The following is an 11,603-nucleotide window of genomic DNA, read 5'->3' as shown; positions in this document are numbered from 1 at the left end:
CCTCGGAATAGTTCTTGCGGGCCATGGTCCTGATCATCTCGCTTCCCCAGCCGATGGCTGGAATCAGCGTGTCCAAGAACCAGGGTCAAGGCCCCCCCCAGCGTCGCACGCCGCACCGACAACCGTCGATCAGCCCGGGACGAACTATCTCGCCGGCGCAGCCTATCGTCGCTCCTGCCTCTAAAACGAGAATGCGCCGCCGACCGCCTGGAACACGTGTTGATCCTGGCGGCATGACCACGATCGACTGAACACCCGGCCGCCGACCTTCTGAGCAGATCAACAACAGCGACTGGCCGAAGTACCCCGAGAACTTCTCGGAGCGAGCGCCGATCCGGTTGTGGGTCCGTGTCGAGTGGGATCGCGACGGCGAGCAATGACGTCCGGCACGGGTGAGGCAGACCGGTTGTTCGTGCGCGTGAATTCGACAGCGACACCCGCTCGGCGCAGGGTCTACTTGGGCAATTGGTACGACGTCCGCCGCCGCGACCAGACCGGGGCCGCCGATGCCCAGGCGTCCTGTCGCAGTCGAGACGGGAGACTGCAACGCCGTGTTCCGGTTTCAGGTCCGGCAGGGTGATCGCGACTGAGGTCGCGGACGCCGGGCGGCGCGAGCCATGACATCGCGGCATCGACCTAGGCCAGTGACGGCCTGGCCGCACAATCAGCCGATAGGGGAACCTGCTATATGTGGTTGGCTAGTGTGTTTGAAGGCCTTTGATCACATGACTCGGTCGGGCACGGCGCCGATTCCCGAGCGTCCGAGGCCGGCTGAGCGATGAGGGGCATGACTTGAACAATCCACAGCAGCTGAGCAGGCAGGTTGTTGTGCGCCGACCGTGCCCACGTTGCGAACGCGACACCGACCACTTGGCCTGGCGTGTTCTCGATGCGGAGGAGCGTGCCGATCTCGTGCAGGAGCTCGGCAATGCGCTCATGCCTCTGTGTCAGACCTGCGGCGAAGCAAGGCCACTGGACAGCGTCGTCGTGGTAACGCGATGGTGTCGTTCCGCGCCCTTGATCGTTGTTATGCCTGACGAGGTAGTCGAGTTTGGAGTGAACCTCCAGACCGAGGTCGAAGAGGTAACAACGGAAGCGTTGGAGTCCGCGCGAAGTGCCGGGATAGATCTGCCTCGCCATGAGGTTCCAGTAGTGCCAAGGGTACTGCGGGCTACCTCACCGCAAGCCGTCGATAACCTCGTTGAAGAGCGGCTGCGACATGGCACGCTGCCGGAAGATCATGACCTTGCGACGTTCGTCCAGTTCATAGAAAACAGCCTCATCAACCGTGTCGTCGACGACGCAGCGCGCGATCTCATGACCGCCACCAGCCTCGAGGAACTCCAAGCCTTGCGTTCCGACGATCTTTGGGAGACCCAAGCCTTTCAACGTGATCTCTTGGAACACGTGCAGCGAATTCAGCTTCCTACCCCTGAGGCGAACGCAGCACTTGCAAACTTAGCTCGCGCCGTGGCCAATCCGCAGGACCTTCCAGACGCGTGGCTCAGATACCAGGACGCGGTCCGCGACCTGGCATCCGACGAGCGCCTGAGCGAGTTACAGCGCCTCGCCACTGATGCAAAAGCACATCCCGGCGCTCGCATCGCTGCGGCGAACGAAGGCATCGCTCTCGCCGCAGCAACCATGCGTCGGCGAGGCGAGGCGCTATTCAGCAGGACTCTCGCCATGATCCTTTGGCAGCAGCACCCGAGCGAACCGGCATTCGCTGAGCAGATCCTGGCCCTCCTACGGAGGGCCATTAGCCTTTGCGCCGAGCTAGACGACACAGCATCGCTCCTACAGTTCAGAGGCGAACTTGGAGTCCTGCTCGGTGAGGTGCCGGGGCCCGATCGACTTGCTCGCCGTTTGGAAGGAGTGCAAGTCCTGCGAGAGGTCATCGAGTCTGCCGAGACGATGGACGACGGTGCAATAGCGGCGCTCAACCACAGCAACCTGGCACTCGCCCTCAAGGGCCTCAGGTCGCTCGACCCGGGCCTCGACATTTCGCTAGAAGAGATTCTAGGCCACGCTGAAACGGCTCTTGCTTACCGTTCGGCCCAAGGCGATCGTCACAATCTCGCGTACAGCTACAACCACCGCGGCGTGATCTTGCTGGAGATTGCAATTGCCAACGAAGACGCCGATCGCGCACTGGAGGCTGTCGCCGACCTCGCAGAAGCAGTCAGGTTGTGCGAGCAGATCACGGATCCAGGGCTGCGGGCGGCGTCCCTGGCTGACCTTGCTACTGCCGAACTCAGGACGGCTTCGCTTCTGTCCGCGCCGATCGACGACCCGCTGTGGCAGTCGGCAGAGCGGCATGCAGCAATGGTCGCCGATGACCCGGCCGTTGCTCCGCGGTTCAGAGCCGAAGCAAACGAAACGCTCGCTGACGTGCTTACGCAGATCAAGCCAGAAAGTGCCGACATAGCGCGGCGGCTTGAAACCGCGATCCAACTATCGTCCGCTGTCGACGATCCGGGGCGGCTCCGCACGATCGCTCAGCGGCTGGCGACGATTCTCGCGCAACGAGGCGAGTGGGCAAGGGCGGCCCACTATTTCGAACAGGCATCGGACGCCGACAATCTGGCAGCGGAGTTCAGCCCAGATGGGCCACCGGACCGACCACCAGCAGTAACCGATCCCGGCGCAGGTCCCCTGGGCCGGTGGGCTGCGTACAGCCTCGCGAAGGCCGGCGACTACCGACGCGCCGTCGAGGTTCTGGATGCTTCGCTATGCAGGCATGTCGGTCGGGAACGTCGAACCCAGATCGAGATCCTGAAGGTCGTCGAGCGCATCAATCCGCATCTCGCGCAGCGATTCGTCGACTGCCGGCAGGCGCTGCGTGGCAAACCCTCGTTTGAAATCCGGCAAGCCATCTGGAACGAACTAACGTCGGTGATTGGCGAGATCCGACGAGCAGGCCATCCCCAGTTCCTAAGACACCAGCCCCTGGCGGTGCTCGCACGAGACTTCAGCGGAGAACATCCGCTTGTCTATCTCCTGACATCGCCGTCCGGCACCGTTGGGCTGGTCGTCACTGGCGACACCCCGGACGAGGTCATGCCCATCTGGGCAGACGGACTGACCAGCAAAACGCTTGCCGAGTGGACTTTTGCGCCAATTGGCGAGTCTCTGGTGACCGCATCCTCCAAGGACGGCTTCATCGCCTCGCTGGAACGGGTGCTGCCGAGTATTGGAAAGGAGCTGATGGGCCCACTGGCCGCAGAGTTGCGAGCGATTGGTGCCAGCCGTGTGACTCTAGTCCCCACCGGCGCACTGTCGTCGTGGCCGCTACACGCCGCTCCATTCGGCTCCGGCGACCCGGCGGGCACGGCGTCCACCCGGCCACCTCATTGTTTGTGGGACGCCATGCCAGTCGACTACCTGCCTTCCGCGCTATACCGGCTGGACAAGACGTCCCTCGATGATCGGATGCGCATGTCGAGGACGCTTGTCGGCCTGGCCGACCCGGTGAGCGATATGCGGCCCTTACCCGGATCGCGGCTGGAGCTTCGACGTGCGGCCGAGCTGTATCAAGGCGACGTCCAACTAGCGTTCGGGCCAGACGCGACCGGCGAGTTCCTTCTGGAACATATGCAGCGGCCGGCAGACGTTCATCTCGGCTGTCATGCGACAGGCGTCGCTCTGGAGCGCGGCGGTGCCGTGCTTCACCTCAGTGATGGGGATTTCGCAGTTGCCGACCTTGAACGTGCCGGACGCGACCTGCCGATAGGTCTTGTCGTGGCTGCTGCCTGCCATACTGGTGCGCGCGACATCGAGGTCGAACTCGATGAGTCGATGAATCTACAGACGGCATTTCTCAACGCAGGGGCGACTGGGGCTATCACCTCGTTGTGGCCAGTCGCGGATGCCGCAACCGGCCTCCTGCTCCGCGAGTTCTATGTCTGCACTCAGGTAGACCTCCTCGATCCCGCAGCGGCACTGCAACGTGCAGCGCTGTGGCTGCGGTCCTTGACCGTCAGCGAAGCCGCTGAGCACTTCAAGGGTATGAAATTCGAAGACGCCTCACGAGGCGATGAACCTCGCCTACTGCTCCGCTTGAGCAGGTCCGGCCGCTATCCGTTCGCTCACCCGTATTATTGGGCCGGTTTCACGTATACCGGTACGGCGTGACCTCAAGTGAAGCCATTTGGACGGATTGGGCAGCGACGCCGAGGACACACGATCACGACGATAGGAGCATGGTGAGTGACGTTCCGACACCGAACACCGCCCATTCGTCGCCTCTTCGCTACGAAGAGGTGACGAAGGACGAGTTCGCGGAGTTGGCAGCCAAGTTCGAGTTCCGCGAAATCATAGGCGGATATCTGCTTCGCGGCATCTGCCCACGGTGCGGCGACGCGATGGAGTACTTCCACGTCGACGAAACCGTCCGTGACGCACAGAGGCAAACGGCCCAGAAGCCGATCATCGAGATGGTATGCACTTGTGTCGTCGCTCACCGAGGCCAAGGTCCCGATGCCCACGGGTGCGGGGCGTTCTGGAACCTCAGCGTAGAGGAGGAGTGACGGTGAGACTTGCTCCTGGCCCACCGGCTAGGCCAGAGGATCGACTCGCAGCGTTAAGTCGGCAGCGGGCCGTGGCCGGCGAACTCGGCAGAGCTCGCGCGCTCGCCGACAGCTGGCGGAAAGGCGTCGCCGGCTTGCTGCTCGGCGTCGTGGGCTTCAGCCTGATCCGCGGCCGTTCGGACATCAGCACCTTGGCCCCAGGTTTCGCGGCTGCCGCTGGAATTTCGCTGGCGACCGCCGTCATTGCAGGCACGGTGGCCGCGTTTCTCATACTGAGAGCCGCCCATGGTGTTCCGGATGCGGTGCCCGTTCTGGGCGTACTCCGAGCGGGTCGCGCGGCCAGTGCAAACGCCGAACCGAGGACCGAACATGATGAAGCGATGATGACCGTATCGGCACTCCGCGGTGGGCTCATCTGGGCCGCCGTCACCATGCTCGGCCTGCTGATAGCCGTCGGATTGACCTGGTATGGGCCGAGCAAGTCGAGTCCGTCTGTCGTCGTAACGGAGCGATCCGGCGCCGTCTGGTGCGGCAAGGTCGACCAGGTCACCCGGAGAGAAATCGCCCTAAAGACCGATTCTGGGCGCATCAGTCTTGACCCCGGCGAGACGGCCATGCTCAGCGCCGTTGACGAATGTCCACGGCCTCGATGACCGATCGACTGCGGCGTCGCGGGTTTTACCGCTCGAAGCCGATCGGCCCATGGGTGGCGCCGGAGGGGCACCTTGGAACTACTTGACCCGGGAGTCTGGCCGGGGAGTACGGAAGCGGTGATGCCTTGCATCCCGTACCGGCCCGGTGAAGCCCACCTTGCGCAACAGAACCACACCGCCAGCGTGTAGTTGGAACTGCATCGTCGTCACCTTGTCTTTGAGGGACGCCTTTGCGGACCGTCCGTGCGTGATCGCGTTCCTCACCTTGATGTACGCGCTGAGCTCAGCAGGATCGGTCTGGATACCGAAGGTCGACGCCAGTTCACCGATACGGTCCTCGGCGGGTGCTGACCAGAGACGAGAAATAATGCGCGACAGATCCTGCTCCCAGTCAGTTCCCGCGGCGATCTCGGAGGCGAGCTGCTCAAGCCGGCCGAGATGTCGTCACGCTGGGTCTTGCTGAGCGCGTATCTGTTGGCCGCTTTCGGTAGGACGCCGCTGACAGGAACTCCAGGGTCATGGCGCCGGCGACAACTGCTGGTTCACTCTCCGACACCACCACCGCCGCCCTTCGGCCGGGGGGATCGGAAAGCTCCTCGGTCATTTCGAGCACGAACGCCTCGCGGTCCGGGAACCAGGGAGTTGGCTCGAGAAACGCTCGTGGATCCACCCGAATGCGGAACGTGAGGCGTTCGTGCTCGATGGCTGCCATGCTCTTCAGAGCGACGTGCATGGTCGCCTGATACGACCCGCGGGCCGACGTGTGGTGACACCTGATGACCACCGAGGCCCCCGACGACCGGTCGCACGAACCGATCGATTCTCAACACCGGACAGCTGGACTCCCCGCCGAGACATGTAACGAAGTCCGTTGTCGTGCCGATTGAGGTTTGTGGGATGTCCTCGTGAGGGTGGGTTGGCTAGACGATGATCGGCGTCCTGTTTTACCTGGTGTCACCGTCACCGCGGCCAATCCCAACTCCCTTGCCGCAGCTGCGACGCCTTCCAGCGCGCCAGCGCCGTTTCCAATAGAGCACGCGGCAACGTCGGCCGACTGGCTAACCGCGTGGGCTACGGCCGGTGCGGCGATTGGCACGATCCTCACTCTTGCGGCCGCACTGTGGATTAACCGACGAACGCGCATGGCTCTGGATGATGAGCGAACGGCCCGACGCGAAGACGTGGCTCGGCTTCAAGCCGAGCATCTGGAACGCAGCGCGCGCATCGTGCTGGCCGGCATCGAGACCATGGTCGACGCGGTCCTGCACCTTCGAACGGCCATCCGCGACCGCCAGGATTCTACCGGTGGTCTGGTTCTTTCGTGGTTCGGGACCGCCCTCCTGACGATGTTCGTTTGGGTGCTATGGATCGAAGCGGACGAGAAGAAGGACGAGCAGCGGGGCGAGTTGGCGACTGGTGTAGTGCATGCGGCAGGCCAATGGCTGAGCGTCATGGCAGCCAAAGCCCCAGACCGGCTCGCGCGGATCGACGCGGCGCTCTCACAAGTGACGTTGGCTGCGTCGGGTACACGGGATCTAGCTCACCCGGGGATCCGATTGCACGTTGACGCGGTAGTGCGAGCCAGCCGGGAATATGCGGAGCTGGGTTCAGGTCGGTGGGTATTCCGGAGACCGGGCAGGCTGTCCGCTGCCTCGGCAGCGCTCGCGGATGCCGTTTCGGAGCTGCGCGAGCGCGTGGACACTGGGTCCGTCATCTGATGATCGATTCTCGACGCCTCTTCAACTGTGAGCTTGTCGCTCGCTTTCCTCAGCCTCGGCATAGCTGAGCCCCTCGTACGGACAGCCAGGCTCATGCACCCAGACCCAGTTGGCCCCAATCACGCGGGGGGCTCGGTGAACATGCACGCAGGACACTCCAACCCCAGCCATGGGCCGGCGGAGCCCGGAAGTTGTTGTTCGCTCAAGTCTTCGCCCCCCGCTCCAAGTAATGCCACGCAAACTCGCTGATACACGCAACGCCGGCGACTCCGGCCGCGGCCCATCGAACCGCTGACTGCGGTGCGTCGCTAGTCGGAACGAGCGCGATGGATATCGCTGCGAACATGGCTGCGATTCCCGCGCCATAGGCCCTTCGCTACACCACCAGCGCCGCGGTCAACGCGACCGAAGACGTGGTCACCGCCCGACATCGCAACGAGCGCTGACCGCACCACGCCGTCACCCTGCTCGGCCGCGACCACTGGCGCAGTACGCGCTCCCATCACCCTCGCCCGCCCCACGGCCAAAGCCTCATCGCAGGTGAGCCAACTCCAGGTCCAGCAGTAGAAGCTTGGCAACTCCGATTCTCTGCAGAGCAGCGATGCCGCAAAGGCACCGCTGAAGGTCAATTCTGATTCGGAGAGATTGTCTGGTGGCGCGGCGAACCGGCCACCAGACAAACAAAAAATCGGCTTCCCAACCTGGGTGCCGATTCTCACTTACTGCTATTTGATTTGCGGCGTGTCTTGCATCTCTTCTTCGTGCGCGGCAGTCTGCTGAAGACCTGCGCCGCGACTGCGATGCTGAGCCTGATGCCCAGCTCGACCCAGTCGTGCAGTTCCATAATCTCACCTCCTAACGCACAGCAGTCGCCTCCTTTGTGCGGGGTTACCGTCTGTGTGGTTCATGTCTTTAATTCTACCAGCGTCGGAATTCCATGTCACGCGTCTACGTGCCTTTCTGCGGGATCGAGTGAATTCCCCCGTACCCCTCTACATGGGAATTTAGGAAATAAAATTGTCCGGTGGCATCGGCACCGTAGATCACCACGTACGGGATACCGAGGATGTGGCCGGTAGCGGCTGGACCAGTACCAGCTCAACGCAATCGATCCCTGCGAGCACTACTGGGTATCCGTGAACAAACGAACGGCCTCCCGATTGGCGCGGGAGGCCGTTCCAAACCGAACCAATCCGATGCAGCGCGAACTACAGGGAGGTTCTGAGATGAACCCTACGCTCCAATCGGTCGCCGCGCAGGCGACAGCAGCTGGCTGGCCCATCAGCACTCCGCTCATGGCCGTTCTCGTGCTGGGTGCGGTCTTGCTGATGGTTGCCGCCGTCTATTGCGTCGTAGTGCTCCTGGCCGTTCTCTTCGGCTCGAGCGTCCGCCGCGCGGATGCGCGACGGGTACTGCGGCAGGTCGGCGAGACCCTGATCGAGCTCGCCGACCGCCTGGTCGACCTCGCCTGGGGTCGTCGGCGCAAGGCCGGTCGAAACGCCGGTCGAGACGACGACCGGCCCGCAGTCAGCTGACGCCCCCTCGGTCTCGGCTCACCTGGCGTGAGCCGCGACCGTTCGTCACTCAGGACGTGACCAACCTTGCCGAAAGCTCGTCCAGCTAACTCGAGGCAGACGCGGTACGCCGTACCTGTCGGTTCGGGAACCGGATAGTCCGGCTTGTACTCGCCCCCGATGAGTTCGGGCGTCTCCGCACCGAACTCCCGTCACTCCAACATCCGGCGGTACCAGCTGGACCGTGAGACGAGTAGAGAGAATTGCCGCACCCGGCCGATCCGGCCGGGCACGGCGACCTGCTCGTGACTCAAGGCCGAGGGTCGGGCGCCGCATCGGGCAATGAACACCGAGCTGGGCAGGCCCGTCTTCCAAAAGGGGAGCGCTATGGCTTCCTCCTGAGCGCTAGTACACCGCAGGTAGCTGTCCAGACAGCGCCGATGGAGACAGCGGCTCCAGATTGGCCGGCGAGGGACACGATGACGATCGCGGCTAGGCAGGCGAGTGTGCCGATCAGCAGCAGCTTCTGATGGCTGTTGTGGTTGGGTCCAGACATCTTCACTCCGACCCCGCGCATCCCTCCGGAGCAGCGCGGAATCGAAGCGCTAGAACGCTGTCAGCCGGGAGGACCCCACTCTCGAGCTTCCCAAGGTGCATCGTCCGTTGCCGGAAGCAAATGCATTTACTCAGCACGCCCCGGAGGAGGCGCACATCCAGTTGACGGGTGAGATCCTAGTCACCAGGCGCGGACACAATGAAGGAGGCGCGCCCGGTCGCCGGGCGGTTTCCGACCAGATTCGCCGAACGAATGTGGGCGCTCTGGGTTCTACGGAAGCAGGCTGCCCGCCGCCGTAGATGCGCCGCGATCCTGATGGACACATCGGCCTGCCGGGTCAGCCGCCGGTGATCGCCTTCTGCGCGGCCTCACCGGCTGCGATCAGCATCGTCTTCGCGACCGTTGGCGCGGCCTGGTTGAGGCCGTCCAGTAGGCGCTTGACCACCTGCCGCAGTCGGCCGCTGTCCGGCTGCGGCGTACCGGCCTCGGTGCGAACCTGGTCGACCGCGTCGGCGAGCTCGCCTTGCGCCGCTGGGTCGAGTCCGAGCACGGGCAGCATCTGGCGTACGCCGCTGGCGAACTCGAGGACCCTGGCCATGTCGACGCCGGCGTTGTAGTTTTGGGTGAACCGCTCGCCGTTGATCGACAGGTTGCCGTTGTTGTCGGTGATGTGGACCGTCGTACTGGTGCTGTTGTCCGTCGTACCGGATCGCTGGCATGTTCTTCGATCTCGGTGGGCATGACGCCCCTTTCTGTCTTCGTGCCGTAGCCCCGGTGGGACTTCATCTGTACGACGTAGGTCTTGCCGTCCTCGACCTGGACGAGGTCGGGGTTGTGGGGGCGGAGCTTGGTGAACCACTCGTCGCGCAGCTCGGCCGTGCGGTCCATGATCTCGGCGATCCGGTCGAACGCAAGGCGTTCGAAGGACGCAAGCATCTGCTGCTGGAGTGCCTCTGCCCGCGGGTTGAGTACCGGGGCAGGCTCAGCGCTGGCGTCGTCATCGGGGGATTCGCCGGCCGGCTGCGCGGGGCGGTCGCGGTCTTCAAGGTGCTTGGTGATCTGGGCGGCGTTGAATCGTTCGAGCTCGTAGGCGACTCGCGACGCTGTCCGGCCGGTCATGCCGTTCAAGGCGCGCCCCTGGCTCGCCAGGCCCGAGTGCGGGGCGGCGTAACACCGTCCTCACCCGGCGCCACCCTCGTCGGCACAACCACACATCCACGCGAGCCCGCGCGGCGATGTCCGAGGATCTCGCAGCGCCCCCGCTGAGCCTCCTGCGCCGGCGCCCGATTGTCCGACCACCACGGCACGCGTCAAGCGCCGATCGCCGGCTGGCGCAAGCGATCGAGCAAATCACCCTAGACCTTGCCTCGCACTGCGCCGTTGCTCAGCCACTGCACTAGAGTGGCGGCGAGGTGTATCGCCGCCTCGGCCTGGTCCTGCCGACGGGCAGTCGGGGTGCCGGCGTGCCGCGAGCGTTGGCCATCCCACAACGCTGTCATCATCGCTACGACCGGCGTGATGTCGCCGGGTGTGCCATCCTTACCGGGTAGGACGAGCTCCCACTTGGCGGTGGCGGCGCGGAGGTGGTCGCGGACCGTACCCAGGGTGGCGGTGGCGCTCGCCGGTAGAACCCTGGGGCAGGCAGCAGCCTCGACTGCCTTGACCGCCTCGGCGTACGCCTTGTCGGGGTCGGGACGTCGGCCGTACGCCGCTTCCCACGAGGCGGCCAGGTGCCCGGCGGTCTCAGCGTCGGCGTTGTGGATGGTCGTGGTGACAGCTTGGGTCACCGTCGGGTTGACCCGTCGTTCGAGGCCACGCCAGTCAGTGTTGACACGCCAGGCCGAGTTGGCTGCTGCGAGAGTCTGCTCAAGGTTGTTCGGGTCGCCGAAGGGGTCTCCGGTCCTTGTCCCTCCTTCCAGTATCCATTTGCCCCAACGGCTCCAGCGCACCGTTGCGTCGAGCGCGTCGAGGAAGATCGGGTCATCGGCGGGCAGCAGCCAGGGCTGAGTAGCGGTGCCGATCCGCAACATGATCTCGCGGGTGATGTCGGTCAACCCGGAACCAGGACGCAGCACCATGACAGGTTCGCGCGTCCCCTGCAGGACGTGGTAAAGCCACTCCTGCAGCTGCGGATAGAGCCAGTCGGGGACGTCCTCCACTGGCTCTGCGTGCAGTCCGGCGGTGCGGCGGCTCAGCGGAGCCCAGGGCGAGGTGTCGCCGTCCGGCGAGGTTTGAGCCATGGGTTCGATGCTACGCGTCACCGCCCGGGCGGTTATGAGCGATGGTAGACGTCATCACAGGGAGCCGTCGAGATCTATACGAACGGGTCAGACTGCGGAGGCGGCAGCTCATTGCCCACATTGTCGACTACCGATGCCTCGAGTTCAGGAGCCAGTAGGCGGATGCGGGCAACTGCGGCTTGGGCTTCGAGAAGACGGGCTTCCGCCTCTCTTACTTCAGCTTGACCTTCGATCCACTTGGCGTGAGCCCTGGGGATTACAGCGCCCCATTCCGCGATCTGCCCCGGACCTTCGCGGAGTGAACCACCCCAGGTTCTCTGCCGCTCTTATACGGGTTGCTGCTCTCGGTTGAGAGCAGCGTAGTGGGCTTGCTCGAACTCCACCGGCGGCATC

Annotated in this window: 10 protein-coding genes; 6 read left to right on the top strand and 4 right to left on the bottom strand. The window is 64.0% G+C overall.

Translation table 11 applies throughout. The features are described from left to right. Positions 1-792: 792 nt before the first annotated feature. The 3 genes from ACGFIF_RS44260 (at position 793) to ACGFIF_RS44250 (ending at position 5,182) form a co-directional block, all read left to right on the top strand. Positions 793-4,134, top strand: coding sequence for a CHAT domain-containing protein (locus tag ACGFIF_RS44260; protein ID WP_393163961.1), 3,342 nt, complete (start codon positions 793-795; stop codon positions 4,132-4,134). A 68-nt stretch (positions 4,135-4,202) separates the two neighbouring features. After that, positions 4,203-4,529, top strand: a complete 327-nt coding sequence (locus ACGFIF_RS44255; protein ID WP_393163959.1) for a hypothetical protein — start codon at positions 4,203-4,205, stop codon at positions 4,527-4,529. A 71-nt stretch (positions 4,530-4,600) separates the two neighbouring features. Continuing rightward, positions 4,601-5,182, top strand: coding sequence for a hypothetical protein (locus tag ACGFIF_RS44250; RefSeq protein ID WP_393163957.1), 582 nt, complete (start codon positions 4,601-4,603; stop codon positions 5,180-5,182). 424 nt (positions 5,183-5,606) lie between these two features. On the opposite strand, the gene ACGFIF_RS44245 is transcribed toward ACGFIF_RS44250, so the two are convergent. Beyond that, complete coding sequence (locus ACGFIF_RS44245) at positions 5,607-5,915, bottom strand: hypothetical protein (RefSeq protein ID WP_393163955.1); 309 nt, start codon at positions 5,913-5,915, stop codon at positions 5,607-5,609. A 409-nt stretch (positions 5,916-6,324) separates the two neighbouring features. Here ACGFIF_RS44245 and ACGFIF_RS44240 point away from each other — a divergent pair, with 409 nt between their 5' ends. After that, positions 6,325-6,900: a hypothetical protein gene (locus ACGFIF_RS44240; RefSeq protein ID WP_393163953.1), complete on the top strand. Its 576-nt coding sequence runs from the start codon at positions 6,325-6,327 to the stop codon at positions 6,898-6,900. 715 nt (positions 6,901-7,615) lie between these two features. On the opposite strand, the gene ACGFIF_RS44235 is transcribed toward ACGFIF_RS44240, so the two are convergent. After that, on the bottom strand, positions 7,616-7,744 hold the full coding sequence (locus ACGFIF_RS44235; RefSeq protein WP_393163951.1) for a hypothetical protein: 129 nt from the start codon (positions 7,742-7,744) through the stop codon (positions 7,616-7,618). 382 nt (positions 7,745-8,126) lie between these two features. Here ACGFIF_RS44235 and ACGFIF_RS44230 point away from each other — a divergent pair, with 382 nt between their 5' ends. Further along, positions 8,127-8,435 carry a hypothetical protein gene (locus ACGFIF_RS44230; protein WP_393163949.1) on the top strand — a complete coding sequence of 103 codons (309 nt, stop codon included), beginning with the start codon at positions 8,127-8,129 and terminating at the stop codon, positions 8,433-8,435. An 872-nt stretch (positions 8,436-9,307) separates the two neighbouring features. On the opposite strand, the gene ACGFIF_RS44225 is transcribed toward ACGFIF_RS44230, so the two are convergent. Further along, a complete protein-coding gene (locus ACGFIF_RS44225) occupies positions 9,308-9,568 on the bottom strand; it encodes a hypothetical protein (RefSeq protein ID WP_393163947.1) in 261 nt (86 codons plus the stop codon). 119 nt (positions 9,569-9,687) lie between these two features. Between ACGFIF_RS44225 and ACGFIF_RS44220 the strand changes: the two genes are divergently transcribed. Further along, on the top strand, positions 9,688-10,236 hold the full coding sequence (locus ACGFIF_RS44220; RefSeq protein ID WP_393163946.1) for a hypothetical protein: 549 nt from the start codon (positions 9,688-9,690) through the stop codon (positions 10,234-10,236). Between the two features lie 89 nt (positions 10,237-10,325). On the opposite strand, the gene ACGFIF_RS44215 is transcribed toward ACGFIF_RS44220, so the two are convergent. Beyond that, positions 10,326-11,210 carry a hypothetical protein gene (locus ACGFIF_RS44215; protein WP_393163944.1) on the bottom strand — a complete coding sequence of 295 codons (885 nt, stop codon included), beginning with the start codon at positions 11,208-11,210 and terminating at the stop codon, positions 10,326-10,328. Positions 11,211-11,603 lie beyond the last annotated feature (393 nt).

The sequence above is a fragment of the Kribbella sp. NPDC049174 genome, from assembly GCF_043197365.1.
Taxonomy (GTDB): Bacteria; Actinomycetota; Actinomycetes; order Propionibacteriales; family Kribbellaceae; genus Kribbella.
This window is presented reverse-complemented; position numbering and strand designations above follow the sequence as displayed.

What these genes read in the sequence shown, in the direction of transcription:
- ACGFIF_RS44230 (WP_393163949.1), top strand. Translation starts at nt 8,127, where the DNA reads ATGAACCCTACGCTCCAATCGGTCGCCGCGCAGGCGACAGCAGCTGGC.
- ACGFIF_RS44240 (WP_393163953.1), top strand. Translation starts at nt 6,325, where the DNA reads ATGGCTCTGGATGATGAGCGAACGGCCCGACGCGAAGACGTGGCTCGG.
- ACGFIF_RS44255 (WP_393163959.1), top strand. Translation starts at nt 4,203, where the DNA reads ATGGTGAGTGACGTTCCGACACCGAACACCGCCCATTCGTCGCCTCTT.
- ACGFIF_RS44225 (WP_393163947.1), bottom strand. Translation starts at nt 9,568, where the DNA reads ATGGCCAGGGTCCTCGAGTTCGCCAGCGGCGTACGCCAGATGCTGCCC.
- ACGFIF_RS44245 (WP_393163955.1), bottom strand. Translation starts at nt 5,915, where the DNA reads ATGCACGTCGCTCTGAAGAGCATGGCAGCCATCGAGCACGAACGCCTC.
- ACGFIF_RS44215 (WP_393163944.1), bottom strand. Translation starts at nt 11,210, where the DNA reads ATGGCTCAAACCTCGCCGGACGGCGACACCTCGCCCTGGGCTCCGCTG.
- ACGFIF_RS44235 (WP_393163951.1), bottom strand. Translation starts at nt 7,744, where the DNA reads ATGGAACTGCACGACTGGGTCGAGCTGGGCATCAGGCTCAGCATCGCA.
- ACGFIF_RS44220 (WP_393163946.1), top strand. Translation starts at nt 9,688, where the DNA reads ATGTTCTTCGATCTCGGTGGGCATGACGCCCCTTTCTGTCTTCGTGCC.